The 20,977-nt window shown below is 64.0% G+C and carries 22 protein-coding genes; 17 read left to right on the top strand and 5 right to left on the bottom strand.

The window, feature by feature from the left end:
* Position 1: 1 nt before the first annotated feature.
* Positions 2-865: an ABC transporter permease gene (locus B4L76_RS23080; protein WP_296235387.1), complete on the top strand. Its 864-nt coding sequence runs from the start codon at positions 2-4 to the stop codon at positions 863-865.
* A 36-nt stretch (positions 866-901) separates the two neighbouring features.
* On the opposite strand, the gene B4L76_RS23075 is transcribed toward B4L76_RS23080, so the two are convergent.
* Positions 902-1,462, bottom strand: coding sequence for a WYL domain-containing protein (locus tag B4L76_RS23075; protein WP_296235386.1), 561 nt, complete (start codon positions 1,460-1,462; stop codon positions 902-904).
* A gap of 207 nt (positions 1,463-1,669) precedes the next feature.
* Here B4L76_RS23075 and B4L76_RS23070 point away from each other — a divergent pair, with 207 nt between their 5' ends.
* The 7 genes from B4L76_RS23070 (at position 1,670) to B4L76_RS23040 (ending at position 9,781) form a co-directional block, all read left to right on the top strand.
* On the top strand, positions 1,670-2,464 hold the full coding sequence (locus tag B4L76_RS23070) for a tetratricopeptide repeat protein (protein WP_296235385.1): 795 nt from the start codon (positions 1,670-1,672) through the stop codon (positions 2,462-2,464).
* Positions 2,465-2,602: 138 nt separating this feature from the next.
* Positions 2,603-3,055, top strand: coding sequence for a MarR family winged helix-turn-helix transcriptional regulator (locus tag B4L76_RS23065; RefSeq protein WP_296235384.1), 453 nt, complete (start codon positions 2,603-2,605; stop codon positions 3,053-3,055).
* A complete protein-coding gene (locus B4L76_RS23060; RefSeq protein ID WP_296235383.1) occupies positions 3,052-5,139 on the top strand; it encodes an FUSC family protein in 2,088 nt (695 codons plus the stop codon). The genes B4L76_RS23065 and B4L76_RS23060 overlap by 4 nt, the downstream gene beginning before the upstream one ends.
* Entirely contained in the window at positions 5,136-5,348 is a 213-nt protein-coding gene (locus B4L76_RS23055; protein ID WP_114169105.1) for a DUF1656 domain-containing protein, read from the top strand. The genes B4L76_RS23060 and B4L76_RS23055 overlap by 4 nt, the downstream gene beginning before the upstream one ends.
* The gene (locus tag B4L76_RS23050) at positions 5,345-6,220 is read left to right on the top strand and encodes an HlyD family secretion protein (protein ID WP_296235382.1); all 876 of its coding nucleotides are present in this window, start codon (positions 5,345-5,347) and stop codon (positions 6,218-6,220) included. The genes B4L76_RS23055 and B4L76_RS23050 overlap by 4 nt, the downstream gene beginning before the upstream one ends.
* The gene (locus B4L76_RS23045) at positions 6,217-7,635 is read left to right on the top strand and encodes an efflux transporter outer membrane subunit (protein ID WP_296235381.1); all 1,419 of its coding nucleotides are present in this window, start codon (positions 6,217-6,219) and stop codon (positions 7,633-7,635) included. The genes B4L76_RS23050 and B4L76_RS23045 overlap by 4 nt, the downstream gene beginning before the upstream one ends.
* Positions 7,636-7,837: 202 nt before the next feature.
* Positions 7,838-9,781, top strand: coding sequence for an FTR1 family protein (locus B4L76_RS23040; RefSeq protein WP_296235380.1), 1,944 nt, complete (start codon positions 7,838-7,840; stop codon positions 9,779-9,781).
* A 34-nt stretch (positions 9,782-9,815) separates the two neighbouring features.
* Here the strand turns inward: B4L76_RS23040 and B4L76_RS23035 are convergent, their stop codons facing one another.
* Positions 9,816-10,061 carry a TIGR02647 family protein gene (locus B4L76_RS23035; RefSeq protein ID WP_296235379.1) on the bottom strand — a complete coding sequence of 82 codons (246 nt, stop codon included), beginning with the start codon at positions 10,059-10,061 and terminating at the stop codon, positions 9,816-9,818.
* Between the two features lie 69 nt (positions 10,062-10,130).
* The gene (locus B4L76_RS23030; RefSeq protein ID WP_296235378.1) at positions 10,131-10,433 is read right to left on the bottom strand and encodes a hypothetical protein; all 303 of its coding nucleotides are present in this window, start codon (positions 10,431-10,433) and stop codon (positions 10,131-10,133) included.
* 148 nt (positions 10,434-10,581) lie between these two features.
* On the opposite strand from B4L76_RS23030, the gene B4L76_RS23025 reads away from it, so the two are divergent.
* Positions 10,582-11,244: a glutathione S-transferase gene (locus B4L76_RS23025; RefSeq protein ID WP_296235377.1), complete on the top strand. Its 663-nt coding sequence runs from the start codon at positions 10,582-10,584 to the stop codon at positions 11,242-11,244.
* Between the two features lie 119 nt (positions 11,245-11,363).
* Here B4L76_RS23025 and argH read toward each other — a convergent pair whose 3' ends face one another.
* Complete coding sequence (gene argH / locus B4L76_RS23020) at positions 11,364-12,758, bottom strand: argininosuccinate lyase (RefSeq protein ID WP_296235376.1); 1,395 nt, start codon at positions 12,756-12,758, stop codon at positions 11,364-11,366.
* A 294-nt stretch (positions 12,759-13,052) separates the two neighbouring features.
* On the opposite strand from argH, the gene B4L76_RS23015 reads away from it, so the two are divergent.
* The 7 genes from B4L76_RS23015 (at position 13,053) to rsd (ending at position 19,510) form a co-directional block, all read left to right on the top strand.
* Positions 13,053-13,796 carry a LytR/AlgR family response regulator transcription factor gene (locus tag B4L76_RS23015; RefSeq protein ID WP_296235375.1) on the top strand — a complete coding sequence of 248 codons (744 nt, stop codon included), beginning with the start codon at positions 13,053-13,055 and terminating at the stop codon, positions 13,794-13,796.
* Positions 13,797-13,994: 198 nt separating this feature from the next.
* Positions 13,995-14,936, top strand: coding sequence for a hydroxymethylbilane synthase (gene hemC, locus B4L76_RS23010; RefSeq protein ID WP_296235374.1), 942 nt, complete (start codon positions 13,995-13,997; stop codon positions 14,934-14,936).
* Positions 14,933-15,700: a uroporphyrinogen-III synthase gene (locus B4L76_RS23005; protein WP_296235373.1), complete on the top strand. Its 768-nt coding sequence runs from the start codon at positions 14,933-14,935 to the stop codon at positions 15,698-15,700. Before hemC ends, B4L76_RS23005 begins: the two co-directional genes overlap by 4 nt.
* Before the next feature lie 45 nt (positions 15,701-15,745).
* Positions 15,746-16,846 carry a uroporphyrinogen-III C-methyltransferase gene (locus B4L76_RS23000; protein WP_296235372.1) on the top strand — a complete coding sequence of 367 codons (1,101 nt, stop codon included), beginning with the start codon at positions 15,746-15,748 and terminating at the stop codon, positions 16,844-16,846.
* Positions 16,843-18,081, top strand: coding sequence for a heme biosynthesis protein HemY (locus B4L76_RS22995; protein WP_296235371.1), 1,239 nt, complete (start codon positions 16,843-16,845; stop codon positions 18,079-18,081). Before B4L76_RS23000 ends, B4L76_RS22995 begins: the two co-directional genes overlap by 4 nt.
* A gap of 220 nt (positions 18,082-18,301) precedes the next feature.
* Positions 18,302-18,808 carry a disulfide bond formation protein B gene (locus B4L76_RS22990; RefSeq protein WP_296235370.1) on the top strand — a complete coding sequence of 169 codons (507 nt, stop codon included), beginning with the start codon at positions 18,302-18,304 and terminating at the stop codon, positions 18,806-18,808.
* Positions 18,809-19,039: 231 nt separating this feature from the next.
* On the top strand, positions 19,040-19,510 hold the full coding sequence (rsd, locus tag B4L76_RS22985) for a sigma D regulator (protein WP_296235369.1): 471 nt from the start codon (positions 19,040-19,042) through the stop codon (positions 19,508-19,510).
* A 9-nt stretch (positions 19,511-19,519) separates the two neighbouring features.
* Here the strand turns inward: rsd and B4L76_RS22980 are convergent, their stop codons facing one another.
* A complete protein-coding gene (locus B4L76_RS22980) occupies positions 19,520-20,158 on the bottom strand; it encodes an FKBP-type peptidyl-prolyl cis-trans isomerase (RefSeq protein WP_296235368.1) in 639 nt (212 codons plus the stop codon).
* A 293-nt stretch (positions 20,159-20,451) separates the two neighbouring features.
* On the opposite strand from B4L76_RS22980, the gene B4L76_RS22975 reads away from it, so the two are divergent.
* Positions 20,452-20,977 (top strand): AlgP family protein (locus B4L76_RS22975; RefSeq protein WP_296235393.1); only part of this gene is annotated, 526 nt, incomplete at its 3' end.

The following is a 20,977-nucleotide window of genomic DNA, read 5'->3' as shown; positions in this document are numbered from 1 at the left end:
CATGACCACTACACCTGTACGCCAGGAATACGAAGTGCAGTTGCAGCCCCTGCTCAGTGTGCCCGTGGAACGTCAACTGCCCTTGCTGCAGCGCCTGTGGCAGCAAGGCTGGCTGCGCAAGGCGCTCATCCTGCTGGTGATTGCCGTGCTCTGGGAGGCGGTGGCCCGCTACCAGGCCAATGACTTGTTGCTGCCCAGCTTCCTGCAAACCGCAGTTGCCTTGTGGGACGGCTTGTACAGCGGCGAGCTGCCGGCCAAGGTCGGCGTCTCGCTGGTGATTTTGCTCAAGGGTTATGTGCTGGGCATCGTCCTGGCCTTCGTCCTGACCAGCCTGGCAGTGTCGACCCAGTTGGGACGTGACCTGCTGGGCACACTGACCTCGATGTTCAACCCGCTGCCGGCGATTGCCCTGCTGCCATTGGCCTTGCTCTGGTTCGGGCTGGGCGACAACAGCCTGATCTTCGTGCTGGTGCACTCGGTGCTATGGGCCTTGGCGCTGAACACCTATGCGGGCTTCCTCGGCGTGTCGGAAACGTTACGCATGGCCGGTCGCAATTACGGCCTGAAAGGGTTGCGGCTGGTGCTGCACATCCTGATACCGGCGGCGCTGCCTTCGATCCTGTCGGGGCTGAAGATCGGCTGGGCATTTGCCTGGCGTACCCTGATCGCAGCCGAACTGGTGTTCGGAGCCAGCAGCGGCAAAGGCGGGTTGGGCTGGTACATCTTCCAGAACCGCAACGAGCTCTACACCGACAAGGTATTCGCCGGGTTGGCGGTGGTGATTCTGATTGGCCTGCTGGTGGAAGGGCTGGTGTTCAATACCCTGGAGCGGCTGACCGTGCGGCGGTGGGGAATGCAGCGCTAGCCGGCATGCCTGTACCGGCCCCTTTCTCGGTACAGGCTATGAATTCTGGTATTGCGCAGCCGCATTGCTGAGGATCTTGCCGATTTCCTCCCGCAAGCCGCCAGGCTGTTCAACCACTACCCCGTCGCCATGGCTCAACAGCCACCAGCGCAACGGCCAGCCATCGCTCACCGTGGCCCGCATCCGATGCCCGTGTTCCAGCGCCGTCAGCTGCATGTCGCTACTCAGCGGAGCATCCCGCAGCTGCCGCGCCAGTGCATCGCTGATCCGTGCCACCAGCTCGACCCCCTCTCCCCGTGCCGGTTGCAACGCATCGCCGCGCAAATGCGTCAGCAGGTCGAAATTGCCGCGTAATTCGCCCACGGCACTGGCCGACCAGTGCCAGCCGAACGGAATGCTCTTGTCATTTCGCTCCAGCGGAAAAATCAGCGACAGCTCGTTGAGGTCGCGTTCGACGGTGCGTTTGCTGACAGTGAAGCCCACGTCCCGCAGGCGCCAGACCAGCTCGGCGCTGGTGATGCCTGGAGATCGGCTGGGCAGCTGGCGCAGCAGCGCCCACTGACGGCTGAGGGTGGCGCGGGTAGTGGCGAACGGCAAAAGGTAACGTCCTTGTCTAGGCTTGCCGCAATAGGATGGCGGCAGGCGTGGGGCATGGCAATTGGCCACAGCCTGCTCAGATCAAGGAAGTCGCATTTGGTTGCCCGGTGCCGATTCGTTCGCGACAGGTTTTGACGTGTCGTCACGCAGAATCACGCCTCATCACAGCCGAAGGTTGGGGTTGTGCGTCGTTCAATGAGGATGAACATGTCTGCTGCCAGCAATATCCATTCGCTGCTTGCCCGTCTCCTGCCCGAGCGGGTCATTGCCCCACCGATTGCCGTCGGGAGGCGACAGCGGCTGTTTGCCGGGGTAGGGCTGCCCAGCCAGCGCGCGCTACTGATCAACCGCCTGGACGAGGCCAGCGATTTGCAGGCGGTATATGCCGACCTGCGCCGCCAGGCGCTGCAAGGCAATGTGGCGGCGCTCAATGACCTCGGCTGGGTCTGGCTCAACGGCAAGTACTGGCGTGCCGACACCGTGCTGGCTGGCCACCTGTTGCGCATGGCCGCCCTGCAGGGCAATGCCGCCGCCTGGTTCAACCTCGGGCAGCAACACTACTTCGGTAAAGGTATCGAACCGTCCTACGTGCAGGCGGCAGAGTGCTACCGGCAGGCGTTCGAGCGCGGCCTGTTGCATGCCGCCGCCGCGCTGGGGGACCTGTACGAGGAAGAGGTGTGCGATGGCGACCTGCAGTGGCAAGTCGACCTGGTGCAGGCCTACCAATGGTTCCTGCGCGGCGCTGAGCGCGGCGAGGCGCGTTGCCGTTTCGAGGTGGGGTACCGATTGATGCACGGGCTGTACGTGGAAACCGATATCAAGGCTGCGTTGTACTGGCTGGAGCTGGCGGCAGCCGCGGGTGTGGTGCAGGCTGCAGAAGAGCTGGCGGTACACTTCAGCAGCCGTGACGAGGTGCGGTACCAGGAATGGCGCGACCGGGCGGTACAGATGGGCAGCACGTTGGCGTTGACCATGAAGCTGGAAGACCAGATTCAGCCATGAGTTGTTCTGCCAGGCCGGTACTGACAAGAAGCATGAACAACATTTCACCCAGGCTATCCATCACCGCTGGTTGACGACAGGGGGAGGGCCAAGCGTATATTGATAGTTAGCAAGCTATGAATATCCTTGGTTTCTTCAATGTCCCTTGATCTCCTGCGCCTGCACGTCAGCAGCGGTATGGTGGTTGCCGCTCGGCATTGGCGGCGCATCTGCCACACCGCCCTGACCGGTTATGGCATCTCCGAAGCCTGCGCCACGCCCCTGCTGATGATCGTGCGCTTGGGCGATGGTGTGCACCAAGTTGCCGTGGCCCAGGCTGCGGGCCTGGAAAGCCCGTCGCTGGTACGTCTGCTCGACCAGCTGTGCAAGGCTGGCCTGGTATGCCGCAGCGAAGACCCGCTGGACCGTCGTGCAAAGGCCTTGAGCCTGACCGCTGAAGGCCGCGCCCTGGCCGAATCCATCGAAGCCGAACTGGTGCGCTTGCGTCGAGAGGTGCTGCAGCGAATCGACCAGGCCGACCTGGAAGCTGCCTTGCGCGTGCTGCGTGCCTTTGAAGCTGCCGGCCTGGGCAGCACAGGCGAGGCCGCATGAACGGTTTCTTCAGCTCGGTGCCGCCGGCTCGCGACTGGTTCTATGGCGTGCGTACCTTCGCCGCCTCCATGATTGCCCTGTACATTGCCCTGCTCATGCAGCTGCCACGCCCTTATTGGGCCATGGCCACGGTGTACATCGTTTCCAGCCCCTTCCTCGGGCCGACCAGCTCCAAGGCCCTGTACCGTGCCTTGGGCACGCTGCTTGGCGCCGGCGGGGCGATTTTCCTGGTGCCGCCGCTGGTACAGTCGCCGTTGCTGCTGAGTATCGCCATTGCTCTTTGGACCGGCACCTTGCTGTTCCTTTCGCTGAATCTGCGCACCGCCAACAACTACGTGCTGATGCTGGCGGGCTACACCTTGCCGATGATCGCCCTGGCGGTGGTCGACAATCCGTTGGCAGTGTTTGACGTGGCGTCTTCCCGTGCCCAGGAAATCTGCCTGGGAATCGTCTGCGCAGCAGTGGTCGGGGCCATCTTCTGGCCGCGCCGGCTGGCGCCGGTGGTGGTCGGTGCCACCAGCACCTGGTTCAGCGAGGCGATCCGCTACAGCGATACCTACCTCGCCCGTGAGGCCAGTGCCGACCAGGTGGGCAGCCTGCGCGGCACGATGGTCACCACGTTCAACTCGCTGGAACTGATGATCGGTCAGCTCGGCCATGAAGGGGCTGGCCCGCACACCCTGAAGAATGCTCGTGAATTGCGCGGGCGCATGATCCACCTGCTCCCGGTGATCGACGCTCTCGATGACGCCCTGGTCGCCCTCGAAGGCCGCGCCCCGGACAGGTTCGCCCAGTTGCTACCGCTGCTGGAGGCCGCCCGCGAATGGCTCAAGGGTACTGCCGACAGCGCTTCGCCCGCCCGCTGGGCCGCCCTGCACGAGCAGATCGAGCGCTTGCAGCCTGGCGCCGCCGCCCTTGACCAGCGCGCCGACCTGCTGCTGTCCAACGCCCTGTATCGCCTGACGGAATGGGCCGACCTGTGGCAAGACTGTTGCAGCCTGCAACACGCCCTGCGCAGTGACGACGCCAAACCCTGGCGCGCGGTGTACCGCCACTGGCGCCTGGGCCGCCTGACAGCGTTCTTCGACCGCGGGTTGATGTTGTATTCGGTAGCCTCCACCGTGCTGGCCATCGTTGTCGCCTGCGGCCTGTGGATCGGCCTGGGCTGGCACGACGGGGCCAGCGCGGTCATTCTCGCCGCCGTGTCGTGCAGCTTCTTCGCTGCCATGGACGACCCGGCGCCGCAGATCTACAGGTTCTTTTTCTGGACTCTGATGTCGGTCATCTTCTCCAGCCTCTACCTGTTCCTGGTTCTGCCCAACCTGCATGATTTCCCGATGCTGGTGCTGGCCTTTGCCGTGCCATTCATCTGCGTCGGCACCCTGACCGTGCAGCCGCGGTTCTACCTCGGCACCCTGCTGACCATCGTCAACACCTCGACGTTCATCAGCATCCAGGGCACCTACGACGCAGATTTTTTCACCTTCCTCAACTCCAACCTCGCCGGCCCCGTCGGCTTGCTGTTCGCCTTCATCTGGACCCTGGTGATGCGCCCGTTCGGTGTGGAGCTGGCGGCCAAACGCATGACCCGCTTCGCCTGGCGCGATATCGTCGAAATGACCGAACCGGCCACCCTTGCCGAACACCGCCACGTGGGTGTGCAGATGCTTGACCGCCTGATGCAGCACCTGCCGCGCCTGTCGCAGACCGGCCAGGACAGTGGCGTGGCACTGCGCGACCTGCGCGTGGGGCTCAACCTGCTGGACCTGCTAGCCTACATGCCGCGTGCCGGCCAGCAGGCCCGTGCGCGCCTGGGCTCCGTGATCGAGGAAGTCGGCGCGCATTACGCTGCCTGCCTGCGCGCCGGTGAACGCCTGCATGCGCCCGCCGCGCTACTGCGCAACATGGAGCACGCGCGCCTGGCGCTGAACCTCGATGAGCTGTACGAGCGCGGCGATGCACGCACCCACCTGCTGCATGCCCTGAGCGGTTTGCGCCTGGCGCTGCTGCCGGGTGTCGAGGTCATGCTCGAACCTGCCGAACAGCCGCAATTGCCCCCCGGACTCGACGGAGCGCCCCTGTGATTGGTGAACTGGATATCAGCGGGGTATTCCTGCCCACGTTGCTGGTGATGATGTTTGGCACCTACCTGCTGTTCCTCGGGGTGCACGCGGTGCTGGTGCGCGTGCATTTCTACCGCCTGGTCTGGCACCGGGCGTTGTTCAACGTTGCCTTGTATGCCGTGCTGCTTGGCGCGGTGGACCACTTTTGCCGAAACCTGATGCTGCCATGAAAAAACCTTTGCTGACCTTGGGCCGTGTGGTCCTGACCTTGCTGGTAGTGAGCTTCGCCGCCGTGCTCGTTTGGCAGATGGTGGTCTACTACCTGTTCGCCCCGTGGACCCGCGACGGCCACATCCGCGCCGACGTGATTCAGATCGCCCCGGATGTTTCCGGGCTGATTCAGAAAGTCGAGGTGCGCGACAACCAGACCGTCAAGCGCGGCGATGTGCTGTTTACTATCGATCAGGACCGCTTCACCCTGGCCCTGCGCCAGGCCAAGGCGACCCTGGCCGAGCGCCAGGAAACCCTGGCCCAGGCTTCCCGCGAAGCGCGGCGCAACCGCAAATTGGGCAACCTGGTGGCCGCCGAGCAACTGGAAGAAAGCCAGTCCCGTGAGGCCCGTGCCCGCTCGGCGGTCAGCGCGGCGCAAGTGGCGGTCGATACCGCCCAGCTCAACCTTGACCGTTCGGTGGTGCGCAGCCCGGTGGACGGCTACCTGAATGACCGTGCGCCGCGTAACCATGAATTCGTCACCGCTGGCCGGCCGGTGCTGTCGGTGGTCGACAGCGCCTCGTACCACGTTGACGGCTACTTCGAAGAAACCAAGCTGGGCGGTATCCACGTTGGCGATGCTGTGGATATCCGGGTCATGGGCGACAACACCCGTCTGAGCGGCCGTGTACAGAGCTTTGCAGCGGGCATCGAGGACCGCGACCGCAGCAGCGGTGCCAACCTGCTGCCCAACGTCAACCCGGCTTTCAGCTGGGTACGCCTGGCCCAGCGCATTCCGGTCCGCATCGCCTTCGATGAGGTGCCGCAGGACTTCCGCATGATCGCCGGGCGTACCGCCACGGTGTCGATCATCGAGGGCCAGCAGCCATGAAACAGTTGATCCTGGCCGGCCTGTGCCTGTCGCTGGGGGCCTGCATGATGGTTGGCCCCGACTACCAAGTGCCGAAGGATGCCGCGGTGCAGCGCAGCGACCTCAATGGCCCGTTGCGCCAGGATGCTGACAGCGTGGTGTCGACACCGGTGCCTGAGGACTGGTGGCAGTTGTACCAGGACCCGCGGCTGAACGAACTGGTGCGCCAGGCCCTGAGTGCCAACACCGAACTGCGTGTGGCCGCTGCCAACATCGCCAAGGCCCGCGCCCAGGTCGAAGTGGCCGAGTCGCAAGGCGGCTTCAACGGCGGCGTCAAACTGGGTGCACAGCGCCTGCAGGAGTCTGGCGAAGCCTTCCTGCTGCCCGAAAAGGTGCCGGTAGCCAACATCGGCGAGGCCATCGTCAGCGCCTCGTACCAGTTCGACCTGTGGGGCACCTTCAAGCGCGGCACCGAGGCTGCCAAGGCCAATGCCGATGCTGTCCAGGCCGCTGCCGATACCGCGCGCATCACCTTGGTGGCAGACGTGGTCAAGGCCTATACCCAGGTTTGCTCGGCCAACGAGGAATACCATATCGCCCGCCAGTCGCTCGGCCTGCAGGAACAAAGCGTCAAGCTCACCCAGCGCCTGCGTGATGCCGGCCGTGGCGATGAAACCCAGGTCACCCGCTCGCAGACCCAGTTCAAGTCCCTGCGTGCCGAGCTGCCACGCTTCAAGGCCGAACGCGAGGCCGGCATGTACACCCTGGCGGCCCTGTTGGCCAAGCCGGTGGAACAACTGCCCGCCGGTACCGCCGATTGTGCCGAACTGCCGCACCTGAACCAGCTGGTGCCGGTGGGTGATGGCGCAGCGCTGCTCAAACGACGCCCCGACGTGCGCCAGGCTGAACGCCAGCTGGCCGCTGCCACTGCCAACATCGGTGTTGCCACCGGCGCGCTATACCCGGATATCAGCATCGGCGCTCAGGTCGGCACCATCGGTCTCGTCGACAACCTTGGCGAGCCCTCGACCAACCGCTGGGGCTTTGGCCCGCAGATCAGCTGGACCATCCCCACCAACGGCACCCGCGCTCGCATTCGCATGGCCGAAGCCTCGACCCAGGCGGCCTTGGCGAACTTCGACGGGGTGGTGCTGAACGCCATTCGCGAAACCCAGACCCGCCTGGCGCAGTACAGTGCCTTGCTGGATCGACGCGACGCGCTGGCCGAGGCGGAGAGGTCGGCCAAGGACGCGGCCGACCAGACCCACCGCTATTACCAGGCGGGGCGTGAGTCGTTCCTGGCGGACTTGCAGGCAACGCGCACCTATACCGACATGCGCGCGCAACTGGCGGCAGCCAATAGCCAGGTGGCGATGGGGCAGATTGCTGTGTTCCTGGCGTTGGGTGGGGGGTGGAAGGAGGCGGGGAAGCAGTGAAGTTGCGCAGTGTCTGACGCAGACCGGGGGCTGACAGGTGCCTGCTTTGGCATTTTCAGCATCACCAATCTCCCGCCGGGCTCCCCAGGCATCCACTGCATTGCCAGCCCACATGCCTTTCCCTCACTTCATCTGATCTGTCACAAGATTTTTCATGAAATCCACCCCCCGACCCTTGAGCGAAGCAAAGTGGAAGTGAACAATGTTCTCTTTCGCATTCCCACCGAGACTGGCCATGAAAACCCGTTCCCGTCTGCTCGCCTGGCTGCCCGCTTTATTGCTGGGCCCGGTACTGGCGCTATGCAGCACCCTGGCGCAGGCTGAAGCCCCCGCTGAGGCCGTCAAGGCCCTGCATTTGCTGGACTATATTGGTGCCGACTACCCGCCGACCGTGGAAAACGGCAAGGTCATCGACGACGGCGAATACCGCGAACAGCAGGAATTCAGCACGGTGCTGGCCGACCTGGTCAAAGGCCTGCCTGCGCACGCCGAGCAAGCGGCACTGGAACAGGGCGTGCAGGCGTTGCGCCAGGCCATCGACCAGCGCCAGGAAGGCCCGACAGTCGCCAAGCAGGCCCGTCAGCTGGGCGCACGCCTGGCGGTGGCCTACGAGGTCAGCCAGGCCCCGGTGATTACTCCAGACCCAGCCCGTGGCGCGGCGCTGTACGCGCAAAACTGTTCGATCTGCCACGGTGACACTGGAGCCGGCGACGGCCCGGCTGGCGTGGGCCTGGAGCCGGCGCCCGCCAACCTGCGCGATGTCTCACGCCTCGACCAGTTGAGCCTGTTCGACCTCTATAACACCCTGGCCCTGGGGATCGACGGCACCGAGATGCCGTCGTTCGCCGACCAGCTGGATGATCGCCAACGCTGGGACGTGGCCGCCTACATCGCCAGCTTCACCGCCAAGCCGGAAGCCGGAAAAGGCGACAAGACCTGGAACATTGCCGACCTGGCCCGCCAGACCCCAGCTGAAGTCGCCGCCAGCGAAGGCAACGCCGTTGTGGAGGCGTTTCGCGCCCAGCGTGCGCAGCCACCCCAGGTCAAGCGTGGCCCAGCGCAATTGCTCGCGTACACCGCCAGTACCCTGGACAAAAGCCTGGCGGCCTACCGTGCAGGTGACCACGACCAGGCCTATGACCTGTCGGTGGCAGCCTACCTGGAAGGTTTCGAGCTGGTGGAAAGCTCACTGGACAACATCGATACCCAGGCGCGCAAGGATACCGAAAAATCCCTGATGGCCTACCGCCAGGCATTGCAGGATGGGTCGCCTGTCGCCCAGGCCGAACTACACCTGGGCGAAGCCAAGGCCAAGCTCGAGCAGGCGGCCAAGCTGCTGGGCAGCGATGGCTTGAGCTGGTCTTTGAGCTTCGTCTCCGGATTGTTGATCCTACTGCGCGAAGGCCTCGAGGCGATCCTGGTCCTGGCGGCGATCCTGGCCTTCCTGCGCAACACCGGCCAGCAGTCGGCGGTGCGTAGCGTCAACATGGGCTGGGGCCTGGCGCTGGTGGCTGGCTTCGCCACCTGGGCCTTGGCAGCCTATGTGATCGACGTGGGCGGCGCCCAGCGTGAGCTGCTGGAAGGCTGCACGGCGCTGTTCGCTGCGGTGATGGTGCTGTGGCTTGGCGTGTGGATGCACGATCGCCGCCACGCCGCCGCCTGGCAGGACTATATCAAGAGCAGCCTGGTCAGTGGCGGCGGGCGTTTCGGCTTTGCCGTGCTGGCCTTCTTCTCGGTGTACCGCGAACTGTTCGAAGTGATCCTGTTCTACGAGACCCTGTGGCTGCAGGCAGGCCCCGGCGGACACCAGGCTGTGCTGGCGGGGGGCGCCACGGCGCTGGTGCTGCTGGTGGGCTTGGCCTGGGTGATCCTGCGCGGCTCGGCCAAGCTGCCATTGTCGCTGTTCTTCAGCATCAACGCCGGGCTGCTGTGCGCCTTGTCGGTAGTATTCGCCGGGCATGGCGTGAAAGCGCTGCAGGAAGCCGGGGTGCTGGGTACCCGGCCAGTGGCGTTCTTCGAGTTCGATTGGCTGGGGATCCATGCCGATGCCTACTCGCTGTCGGCACAGGCCGTGGCCTTGCTGGCGGTTGTGTTCCTGTACGGGCGCTCACGCCTGGCGGAAAAGCGCAGGGCGGTGGCTAACTGATTGGGGCCGCAGCGCGGCCCCGTACAAGCTTGGCTCAGGCCGGCTGTGGCGTCTTGAGGATGTTCTGCAACAGCTGCACACTTTCAACGGCGTCATGACCCAGGCTTGTCAGGTAGCCGCCATCAGGTTGATCGGTCAGGCCCTTTTCATACAGGCGTTGCGCAGCGGCAACCAAGGCAGGCGAGGCGTTCTTGTGAATCTTGATGCCTTCCTGGCTGCTGTCATGCTTGAACAGTGCGAGCACTTCCAGTTCGGCGATCAGATCGGGGGTGAAGGACATGGCGACTCCAGACTTCCAGACAAGGATGGCGGCACCGTTGACGGTGCCTGATCCTGGAGTGTAGACGGGTTATTCGTCGTCGCCTTGATCCATCTCAGGCGGCAACTCCGGCAGCGCCCGCAACGCGCTTTCATACCACTTGCTGTCGAACGCGCGGTCTTCCACCAGCATGTTGTCGATCTCGAAGGCCAGTACATGGGCCATCAGGTTGAGAGAGTCTTCGCGCGTATAGCCGACCAGGGTCAGCTTGTTGAAAGTGGCCTTGGCCGCAGGCGGCTCGCCGCTTTCGATCTGGTTTTCGATGGCCTGGGTCAGCGTCGCCTCGGCGAAGGCTTCGTCGTCGTCATTGTCGATGTCGGTGGGCTCGCTCATGGCGGTACTCCTGTGATGGGATGCACAGTGTGCCATGCCTGTGGCGGCAATGCCCGGGCATTGACGGGGCGCATGACACTGGTCAAGGGGCTGGCGATCGGTCTATAAAAGCCAGGCCAACCCCTTACGGCCTGGAGGCTGTTACCTCATGCTCAAGCTTCATGGATTCGCGGTCAGCAACTACTACAACATGGTCAAGCTGGCCCTGCTGGAAAAAGGCCTGCCCTTCGAGGAGGTCACCTTCTATGGCGGCCAGGCGCCGCAGGCGCTGGAATTGAGCCCACGGGGCAAGGTGCCGGTGTTGCAGACCGAACATGGTTTCCTCAGCGAAACCAGTGTGATCCTCGACTATATCGAGCAGACGCAGGGCGGCAAGGCGCTGCTGCCGGCCGACCCGTTCGGGCAGGCCAAGGTGCGTGAGCTGCTCAAGGAAATCGAGCTGTACATCGAGCTGCCGGCGCGTACCTGCTACCCCGAGTCGTTCTTCGGCATGTCGGTGGAGCCACTGATCAAGGAAAGGGCGCGTGCCGACCTGCTGGCCGGGTTTGCCACGCTCAAGCGCAACGGCCGCTTTGCTCCCTATGTGGCGGGCGAGCAACTGACGCTGGCAGACCTGATGTTCTGCTTCTCGGTGGACCTGGCCTGTGCGGTGGGCAAGAAGGTGCTGAACATCGACTTCCTGGAAGACTTCCCACAGGCCAGGGCGCTGCTGCAGCTGATGGGCGATAACCCGCATATGGCGCGGATCGTGGCGGACAAGGAGGCGGCGATGCCGGCCTTCATGGAGATGATTCGCAGCGGCAAGCGCTAAAAGCCAGAAGCGGCTTCACAGCCCGTCGCGAGCCAAGGCCGCTGCTGCACAGGGTAGACGAACCCCTGCAGCAGCGGCCTTGGTCGCGATGGGCCGCACAGCGGGCGCAAGGCCAGGGCTTAACGCGAAGCCAGCAACGCCTTGCCGCGAGCCACTGCCGCACGCACCTGCGCCGGTGCGGTGCCACCAATGTGGTTGCGGGCATTCACCGAGCCTTCCAGGGTCAGCACGGCAAACACGTCCTGCTCGATCTGGTCGCTGAACTGGCGCAGTTCGTCCAGGCTCATCTCGGCCAGGTCCTTGCCGGTGTCCACACCATATTTCACTGCATGGCCAACGATCTCGTGGCAGTCACGGAACGGCAGGCCACGGCGCACCAGGTAGTCGGCCAGGTCGGTGGCGGTGGAGAAACCGCGCAGAGCCGCTTCACGCATGATGGCGTGCTTGGGCTTGATCGCCGGAATCATGTCGGCAAATGCACGCAGCGAGTCGCGCAGGGTGTCGGCGGCGTCGAACAGCGGCTCCTTGTCTTCCTGGTTGTCCTTGTTGTAGGCCAGCGGCTGGCCTTTCATCAGGGTCAGCAGGCCGGTCAGGGCGCCGAACACACGGCCGCTCTTGCCGCGTACCAGTTCCGGCACGTCAGGGTTCTTTTTCTGCGGCATGATCGAGCTGCCGGTGCAGAAGCGGTCTGGCAGGTCGATGAACTGGAATTGCGCACTGGTCCACAGCACCAGCTCTTCGGAGAAGCGCGACAGGTGCATCATCGCCACGCTGGCAGCTGCACAGAACTCGATGGCGAAGTCTCGGTCCGACACGCCATCCAGCGAGTTGCCGGCCACGGCTTCGAAGCCCAGCAGCTTGCAGGTAAGTTCACGATCGATCGGGTAGGTGGTGCCGGCCAGCGCGGCGCTGCCCAACGGCATGCGGTTGGCACGTTTGCGGCAGTCGACCAGGCGCTCATAGTCGCGGCTGAGCATTTCGAACCAGGCCAGCAGGTGATGGCCGAAGGTTACCGGTTGTGCGGTCTGCAGGTGGGTGAACCCGGGCATGATGGTTTCGGCTTCACGCTCGGCCTGTTCCAGCAGGCCCTTCTGCAGGCGGGTGATCTCGCCCAGGATCAGGTCGATCTCGTCACGCAGCCACAGGCGGATGTCGGTGGCCACCTGGTCGTTGCGGCTACGGCCGGTGTGCAGCTTCTTGCCGGTGATGCCAATGCGGTCGGTCAGGCGTGCCTCGATGTTCATGTGCACGTCTTCGAGGTCGACGCGCCAGTCGAAGGTGCCGGCTTCGATCTCACCCTGGATGGTCTTCAGGCCATCGATGATGGTATCGCGCTCGGCATCGCTGAGCACGCCGACCTGCGCCAGCATGGTGGCATGGGCGATCGAACCCATGATGTCGTGGCGGTACAGGCGCTTGTCGAAATCGACCGAGGCGGTGAAACGGGCGACGAAAGCGTCGACGGGCTCACTGAAGCGGCCGCCCCAGGACTGATTGGTCTTGTCGGTGCTCATGAATTCACTCATTGCAGGCGTGAACGAAGGAAGTGGCGCGGATGATAGCAGGGTTGTGCCGGGCGCCGCAGGGCACTGGTCGTGAGAAATGCCGGAAAACCGCGAGCAACGATTTCATGGAATGAACGGCAGTGTTCCACGGACCGTCTACAGTTGGACAGAGGACTGGCAGTGAATCTGCCTGACGAGTGAATCTTTGGCCATCGCACCGGTCTAGAGCCTGACCGCAGTGTCGCTCGAACCACACGTCTACGCTATACCTGTGCGAGACTCATTCAGGAATCCAGCGCAATTATGAATGTCCTGATCGTTGATGACGAACCCCAAGGCCGTGAACGCCTCAGCCGGCTGCTCGGCGAACTGGAGGGATACACCGTGCTGGAGCCTAGCGCCACCAACGGCGAGGAGGCCCTGGCGCTGATCGACAGCCTCAAGCCCGATGTAGTCCTGCTGGACATCGGCATGCCAGGTCTGGACGGCCTGCAGGTCGCTGCGCGCTTGTGCGAACGCGAGGCGCCGCCGGCCGTGGTGTTTTGCACCGGGGACGATGAATACGGTGCCGAGGCATTCAAGGACAGCGCCCTCAGCCATGTGAGCAAGCCTCTCCAGGCCCAGGCTCTACGTGATGCCTTGCGCAAGGCCGAAAAACCCAATCGCGCCCAGCTGGCCGCGCTCACCCGGCCGGGCCATGAAGGTGGCGGGCCGCGCAGCCACATCAGTGCCCGCACCCGCAAAGGCATCGAGCTGATCCCGTTGCCCCAGGTGATCTATTTCATTGCCGACCACAAGTACGTGACGTTGCGCCATGAAGCCGGGGAAGTGCTGCTCGACGAGCCGCTCAAGGCCCTGGAGGACGAATTTGGTGAACGCTTCGTGCGTATCCACCGCAACGCGCTGGTCGCGCGCGAACGTATCGAACGCCTGCAGCGCACCCCGCTGGGGCATTTCCAGCTGTACCTGAAGGGCCTGGACGGCGATGCCCTGACCGTCAGCCGACGCCATGTGGCGGGCGTGCGCAAGATGATGCAAACCCTCTGATACGGCACCCGCATGGCGATGGCTGCGCCCTTGTTCGCGGCTGCAGCCGCGCCCGCAGGTTCAGCATTGCCCTGTCCAGCGGCGCTGTACCCTGTGCGGCGGCTTCAGGCGCAAAGAGGCCCTTGACTGATCCACATCTGCTAGCGATAGCGGCGATGCTGTTATCATCGGCAGCATTTCTCTGGATCGGGGCGTTTCATGTCCACTCGCGAAATCCGCATCGCCACCCGTAAAAGTGCCTTGGCCCTGTGGCAGGCCGAATACGTCAAAGCCCGCCTCGAGCAGGCTCACCCCGGTTTGCTGGTGACCCTGGTGCCCATGGTCAGCCGCGGTGACAAACTGCTCGATGCGCCGCTGGCGAAGATCGGCGGCAAGGGGCTGTTCGTCAAGGAACTGGAAACCGCACTGCTGGACAATGAAGCCGACATCGCCGTGCATTCGATGAAGGACGTGCCCATGGACTTCCCCGAAGGCCTCGGCCTGTACTGCATCTGCGAACGCGAAGACCCGCGCGATGCCTTCGTCTCCAACCGCTTCGCCAGCCTCGACGCACTGCCGGCCGGCAGCATCGTCGGCACTTCCAGCCTGCGCCGCCAGGCGCAGTTGCTGGCGCGCCGCCCCGACTTGCAGATCCGTTTCCTGCGCGGCAACGTCAACACCCGCCTGGCCAAACTGGACGCCGGCGAGTACGACGCGATCATTCTCGCCGCCGCTGGCCTGATCCGCCTGGGCTTCGAAAAACGCATCACCTGCACCATCAGCGTCGAGGACAGCCTGCCGGCGGGTGGCCAGGGTGCAGTGGGCATCGAATGCCGCAGCGCCGACCGCGAAATCCACGCGTTGCTGGCACCGCTGCACCACGCTGACAGCGCCGACCGGGTGGTGGCCGAACGCGCCCTGAACAAACGCCTCAATGGCGGTTGCCAGGTGCCGATCGCCTGCTATGCGGTGCTGGAAGGTGACCAGTTATGGCTGCGCGGCCTGGTCGGTCAGCCCAGCGGCGGCACCCTGCTGGTGGCTGAATCTCGCGCTCCCCGTGGCAGCGCCGAGACGCTGGGCGTGCAGGTCGCCGAAGACCTGCTGCGGCAGGGCGCCGAGGCCATCCTCAAGGAAGTCTACGGCGAGGCCGGCCACCCGTGAGTCCCTGGCGCCTGTTGCTGACCCGGCCTGCCGAAGACTGCGCAGCGCTGGCGCAGAGCCTGGCGGCGGCGGGGGTGGGCAGTAGCTGCCTGCCGTTGCTGGCGATCGAGCCCGTCGCTGTGGATAACCGGCAGCGCCAGGTACTGGAGGGCCTGTCGGGTTTCAAGGCAATCATCGTGGTCAGCAAGTCGGCCGCCAGGTTATTGCTCGAACGATTGGCCCAGGCCGGCCTGCAGCCACCACGGCAAGGCTGGTTCAGCGTTGGCGAGGCAACCGCGGCGGTGCTGCAGGCGGCGGGCCTGGCAGTGAGTGTCCCGCAGAGTGGTGACGACAGCGAAGCCTTGCTGGCCCTGCCAGCACTGCGCCAGGCTGTAGCCGTGCCGACGTCGCGCATCTTGATCGTGCGTGGGGTTGGAGGTCGCGAACTGCTGGCAGAGCGTCTTGCAGAGCAAGGTGCTAGTGTCGATTATCTGGAACTGTATCGTCGTTGTCTGCCGGATTACCCGCCAGGCACCTTGATGCGCCGCATCGAAGCGGAACGCCTCAATGGCCTGGTGGTCAGCAGTGGGCAGGGTCTTGAACACTTGCAGCAGATGGCTGGCGCCGACTGGTCACGGCTGGCGCGCCTGCCGCTGTTCGTGCCCAGCCCGCGGGTCGCCGAACAGGCCAGGGCCGCCGGGGCCCAACAGGTTGTGGATTGCCGTGGCGCCAGTGCCACGGCCTTGCTGGCAGCCGTGCAGCGCAGCGCTGCACCTGCCTCCTAAGGCGCTAAGCTGAACGCGGTGCGCCCCCATGCAAAGGATGGATACGTGAGCGAGACTGTCTTGTCCAAAAACGATCAGCCGTCGGCACAGGCGCCGGCGGAACCCGTCACCACCCCACCTGCCAAGCGCTCCGGCAGTGGTCTGGCAACGCTGGCCCTGCTGCTGGGTGCGGCTGGGGTCGCGGTCGGTGGCTGGGGTGTCTGGCAGGTGCGTCAACTGCAAGGCAGCGAATTCAACCAGGGCCAGCACATCGAGGCGCTGAACCAGCGCGCCGAGGCCCTGCAGCAACGCGAGCAGCAGATCAGCGCGCAGCTGGCCAGCCTGCCGGCTGCCAGCGAGCTGGAAGACCGCCGCCGCCTGGTGGCGCAGTTGCAAGGCGACCAGCAACGCCTCAGCCAACGCCTGGAAACCGTGCTGGGTGAAAGCCGCAAGGAATGGCGCCTGGCCGAGGCCGAGCATTTGCTGCGCCTGGCCACCCTGCGCCTGTCGGCGCTGCAGGACATCACCAGTGCCAAAGCCCTGGTCGAGGGTGCCGACGAGATCCTGCGTGAACAGAGCGACCCAGGCGCCTTCGCCGCCCGCGAGCAGCTGGCGCGTAGCCTGGCCACGCTCAACAGCACGCAGCAGCCGGACCGCACCGGGCTGTTCCTGAAGCTGGCTGCGCAGCGCGAACTGGTGCAGCAACTCAGCGCCCAGTCGCCCGAGTTCGCCAGCAATGCCGATGCGCTCGGTGCCCTGACCTCCGACGGCGATGGCGCCAGCCGCCTGTCGCAGTGGTGGGCCGAGATCTCCAAGTACTTCCAGATCGACTTCAACGCCGATGACAACGTGCGCCCATTGCTGGCCGGGCAGCAGCTGAACCAGCTGCGCCTGGCCCTGAGCCTGACCATCGAGCAGGCCCAGTGGGCAGCGCTCAACGGCGAGGCCAAGGTCTATACCCAGGCTCTGGATGATGCCCGCAGCGTGCTGCTGGCCAACTTCAACGCCGACAATCCGCAAAGCAAGGCCATGCTCGACAGCCTCAACGCCCTGGCAGAGCAACCGGTCTCGGTGGTCACCCCCGACCTGAGCGAAAGCCTGGCCGCGGTGCAGGCTTATATCCAGCGCCGCCATCTGCCGGCCGAGCCTGAAGGGGCCAAGCCATGAAGCGCGTCTACCTGTTGGCCGTGCTGGCAATCGTGATCGCTGCTGCGCTGGGTATCGCAGTCGCCAGGCACAGCGGTTATGTGCTGATCTCGTATGGCAGTTTCCGCTACCAGTCCGGGCTGTGGGCAGCCCTGGCCGGCTTGTTGGCGGTGATCGTGCTGCTGTGGCTGTTGCGCTACCTGGTCGGCCTGGTGCTGACCTCCAGCGGCGTGGTCAACCCATGGTCGCGGCGCAACCGCAGCCGGCGCATTCGCTTGTCCATCGAACAGGGCCAGCTGGACCTTGCCGAGGGCCGCTGGGCCAGCGCCCAACGCCACCTGCACCGGGCCGCCGAGGCCGAGCGCCAGCCGCTGCTGTTCTACCTCGGTGCGGCGCGCGCCGCCAACGAGCAAGGCCGCACTGAAGACAGTGACAACCTGCTGGAGCGTGCCTTGGAGCGCCAGCCGCAAGCGGAACTGGCCATCGCCCTGACCCATGCGCAGTTGCAGATGGACCGTGGCGAAAAAGACGGCGCCCTGGAAACCCTGCTGGCCATGCAGGACCGCCACCCGCATAACAGCCAGGTGCTGCGCCTGCTGCAGCGCCTGTACCAGGAGCGCGGCGACTGGTCGGCCCTGATCCGCCTGTTGCCCGACCTGCGCAAAGGCAAGGTGCTGCCGGCTGCCGAGCTGGCGGCCCTGGAGCAGCGCGCCTGGGGGCAGAACCTGAGCCTGGCCTCGACCCGGGGGGAGGATGCGCAAAGTGCGCGTCAGGCCCTGGAGCGTGCCTGGCAGCAACTGACCGCGGCGCAGCGCCAGGAACCACAGCTGGTGCTGGCCTATGCCGAACAGTTGCGCCAGGTGGGTGCCCAGAGCGAAGCCGAGCAAGTGCTGCGCACTGCCCTCAAGCGTGAATACGAAAGCCACCTGGCTCGCCTGTACGGCCTGGTGCGCGGCGATGACCCGGCGCGCCAGTTGCAAACCGCCGAAGGCTGGCTCAAAGCCCACCCGCAGGACGCCAGCCTGCTGCTGACTTTGGGTCGCCTGAGTTTGCAGAACCGTTTGTGGGGCAAGGCGCGCGACTACCTGGAAAGCAGCCTGCGCATGGAGCGCAACCCTGAGGCCTGTGCCGAGTTGGCCCGGTTGCTGGCCAGCCTCGGTGAGACCGAGCGCAGCAACCAGCTGTTCCAGGAGGGCCTTGGCCTGCTGGATGAACGCCTGCTGGCGTTGCCATTGCCAGAAGCTGTGCGCGCCTGACCTACCCATGGCCCGCGCCAAGGTGCGGGCCATGGCGCTGGGTAACTTATCCGGTGATGCAAGCTGGATCTGCAGTATCTTTCTTCAGACGTTTCCTACCTATCAGCTAGAAATTTCCTTCGCGATTCAGTGAGTTGTCGTTGTTGTCGTGCCTTGAAACAAAGCGTGTCTTTCCTCTACCGTTTTAAGCCACTTCATCATTCCCGGACCTTCACCTCCCATGCTGCCGGCCCGTTTGCGTACCTTTTTCCTACCCGCCTGCCTGGCCGCACTGGCGGTGCTGGCTGCGTCCTTTCAGCTGGAAAACGCCCCCGGGCTGGTGCCGTGTCCATTGTGTTTCAGCCAACGGCTGTTGCTTGGCCTGTACGCACTGTTGTGCCTCACGGCCACTGTGCAGGCGCCGGGTTCGCGCGGTGTGCGCTGTTATGCGTGGGCGACACTGGGCTGTTCGCTGGCCGGGGCATTGCTGGCCGCGAGGCATGTCTGGTTGCAGGGGGCGGACGATGTCTTTGCACTGTGTCCGGTGCCGATCGGGCGGGTATTTGAGCAATCCTGGAGCGAAGCGGCGCGGCAATTGCTGCTCGGTGGCCCTGACTGCAACGCGCTGACCTGGAGTTTTCTCGACCTGACGCTGCCCGAGTGGAGCCTGTTGGCTTTCCTGCTGCTGGCAGTGCCGCCCGCGAGCTGCCTGCTGGCGTATCGTTTCCGCACCCTGGCCATTAATTGACCTGGCGCAAGGCTTGGCCGGTAGCGCGACCAATGGTGGTGTAACAGGGTATTAAACGCTTGTATGAACTTTGTCTGCTGCGTACCTTGATGGGTAGCACGCGCGGGAATAATCTCGCAGCACGCATACCGAAAACACAACTGCTCGATGCCGTCCTGCTGATGTCACCTTTGTACTGCACGGTCGTAGTGCGAGGTGCAGCGGCATCTACCCAGAAGGGAAGAGATCGCCATGCTCGATAGTTGTCAGAACGCTCAGGAACGCTGGGGTGGGGTTCACAAGCTGATCGACCGCTGGCTGGAGGAGCGCCAGGAACTGGTGCAGGCTTTCCGCGCATTGCGCGATATGAAGCCGACCTTTGCCGACAAGGATAAAAACCGTGATTTCTGCGCGGTTCTGGTCGACTACGTTTCGGCGTGGCATTTCGAAGTCTGCGAACAGTTGGTCAGTGAGGCCAAGGCTTTTGACGACGAGAAGGCGCTGAAGCTGGCCGAAGAGATCAACCCGCGAATAAACGACATCACCCAGATCGCGCTGGCTTTCAATGACCATTGCGAAAAGGGTGAATGCAAGGATACCGAACGCTTCGCCGAGAAGCTGGCCAAGCTGGGAGCCTTGCTGCACGAGCGCTTCGAACTCGAAGACTGCCTGATCGAGGTGCTGCACAACGCGCACAAGGAAGAGGGCGCGGTCGAGGCCTGAAGGCGGAGGTCAATCACCCACCGCCAGCAGTTCGATTTCGAACACCAGAGGGGTGTAGGGTGCGATCAGGTCGCCCGCACCCTCGGCGCCATAAGCTTGTGCCGACGGAATTACCAGGCGCCATTTGGCGCCAGCGTGCATCTGCGGCAACGCCACCTGCCATCCTTCGATCACCGAATCCAGGCTGAACCACTGCGGTGTCTGGTTCTGGTCGAATACCGAGCCGTCGGGCAGCCTGCCCACATAACGCACCTGCACCTTGCCACCAGTTTTGGGCTGCGCGCCCGTGCCTGCCTGCAGTTCGCTGTAGAGCACGCCCCCTGGTAGTTCGTGTACACCATAGCGACCGCGCTCGGTGGCCATGAAGCGTGCCTCGGCGGCCTGCTGCTTCTGCATGGCGGCATCGCCTGCCTGTGCTTCATGCTGCTGCAGCACAGCCTGCATGCGTGTCTTGTCGAGCTTCAGCGGTTGCCCTTGGTAAGACGCACGCAGGCCTTCGACCAGCGCATCCAGTTGCAGGCCCGGCATCTCCTGGCGCAGCCGCTCGCCCAGGCTGGCGCCGAGGCTGTAGGCCAAATCGTGTTCGTCGCTGTTGGCCAGGGCGAGAGGGGCCAGCAGGCATAAACCTAAAACCAGATATCGAGGCATGATCAGTTCCTGCGCCAATGAGCGGGGAATTATGCCAGTGTTCAGTTTTTATTGTGGCGTGGTCGCGGTCTTGTAGGCGCGACACAAGGCTGCTCCTGCGGGGCATGGTGCTATTCAGGTAATTGCCGAACATCGGCAATCATTTATTCAGCAACTACACTTGCTCGGAGCTGCAAGATAACAACTTTGCCCAGGCATGCAACGCGGCGTAAACAATACTGTCAACATGCCCTAGCGGCGGTAGCAGCAGAAGCATAGTATGAGCCGCAATCTCATCAGCCAGGAGGTAAACCATGTCGGCCAAAAAGAAGCCAGTAAGTACGCCGTTACACCTGCTCCAGCAACTTTCGGGCAGCCTGCTCGAACACTTGGAGGATGCCTGCTCGCAAGCGCTGGCTGATGCGGAAAAACTGCTGACCAAGTTGGAAAAGCAACGTGGCAAGGCCCAGGAAAAATTGCACACCGGTCGCCAGAAACTGCAAGACGCGGCCAAGGCAGGTAAAACCAAGGCACAAACCAAGGCGCATAAAGCCATTGGTGAACTGGAAGAATTGCTTGATTCGCTCAAGGAACGTCAAACCCAGACCCGTTCTTATATCCAGCAGCTCAAGCGCGATGCCCAGGACAGCCTCAAACTGGCTCAAGGTGTAGGCAAGGTTCGCGAGGCTGCAGCCAAGGCCCTTGACCAGCGCGCTGCGGCCAAGCCAGCGGCCAAAACCACTGCTGCCAAACCGGCGTCCAAGCCAGCGGCCAAAACCACTGCTGCCAAACCGGCGGCCAAGCCAGCAGCCAAGACCGCTGCTGCCAAACCGGCGGCCA

Source organism: Pseudomonas sp. UBA4617 (assembly GCF_002386445.1).
In the GTDB taxonomy this organism is placed as follows: domain Bacteria; phylum Pseudomonadota; class Gammaproteobacteria; order Pseudomonadales; family Pseudomonadaceae; genus Aquipseudomonas.
Note: the sequence above shows the minus strand (reverse complement) of the source record. Positions and strands in the feature narration are given on the sequence as shown.

Bases quoted from the DNA above. Each gene is read 5' to 3' on its own strand.
- B4L76_RS23080 (WP_296235387.1), top strand. From the start codon at position 2: ATGACCACTACACCTGTACGCCAGGAATACGAAGTGCAGTTGCAGCCC.
- B4L76_RS23070 (WP_296235385.1), top strand. From the start codon at position 1,670: ATGTCTGCTGCCAGCAATATCCATTCGCTGCTTGCCCGTCTCCTGCCC.
- B4L76_RS23065 (WP_296235384.1), top strand. From the start codon at position 2,603: ATGTCCCTTGATCTCCTGCGCCTGCACGTCAGCAGCGGTATGGTGGTT.
- B4L76_RS23060 (WP_296235383.1), top strand. From the start codon at position 3,052: ATGAACGGTTTCTTCAGCTCGGTGCCGCCGGCTCGCGACTGGTTCTAT.
- B4L76_RS23050 (WP_296235382.1), top strand. From the start codon at position 5,345: ATGAAAAAACCTTTGCTGACCTTGGGCCGTGTGGTCCTGACCTTGCTG.
- B4L76_RS23045 (WP_296235381.1), top strand. From the start codon at position 6,217: ATGAAACAGTTGATCCTGGCCGGCCTGTGCCTGTCGCTGGGGGCCTGC.
- B4L76_RS23040 (WP_296235380.1), top strand. From the start codon at position 7,838: ATGTTCTCTTTCGCATTCCCACCGAGACTGGCCATGAAAACCCGTTCC.
- B4L76_RS23035 (WP_296235379.1), bottom strand. From the start codon at position 10,061: ATGTCCTTCACCCCCGATCTGATCGCCGAACTGGAAGTGCTCGCACTG.
- B4L76_RS23030 (WP_296235378.1), bottom strand. From the start codon at position 10,433: ATGAGCGAGCCCACCGACATCGACAATGACGACGACGAAGCCTTCGCC.
- B4L76_RS23025 (WP_296235377.1), top strand. From the start codon at position 10,582: ATGCTCAAGCTTCATGGATTCGCGGTCAGCAACTACTACAACATGGTC.
- argH (WP_296235376.1), bottom strand. From the start codon at position 12,758: ATGAGCACCGACAAGACCAATCAGTCCTGGGGCGGCCGCTTCAGTGAG.
- B4L76_RS23015 (WP_296235375.1), top strand. From the start codon at position 13,053: ATGAATGTCCTGATCGTTGATGACGAACCCCAAGGCCGTGAACGCCTC.
- hemC (WP_296235374.1), top strand. From the start codon at position 13,995: ATGTCCACTCGCGAAATCCGCATCGCCACCCGTAAAAGTGCCTTGGCC.
- B4L76_RS22995 (WP_296235371.1), top strand. From the start codon at position 16,843: ATGAAGCGCGTCTACCTGTTGGCCGTGCTGGCAATCGTGATCGCTGCT.
- B4L76_RS22990 (WP_296235370.1), top strand. From the start codon at position 18,302: ATGCTGCCGGCCCGTTTGCGTACCTTTTTCCTACCCGCCTGCCTGGCC.
- rsd (WP_296235369.1), top strand. From the start codon at position 19,040: ATGCTCGATAGTTGTCAGAACGCTCAGGAACGCTGGGGTGGGGTTCAC.
- B4L76_RS22980 (WP_296235368.1), bottom strand. From the start codon at position 20,158: ATGCCTCGATATCTGGTTTTAGGTTTATGCCTGCTGGCCCCTCTCGCC.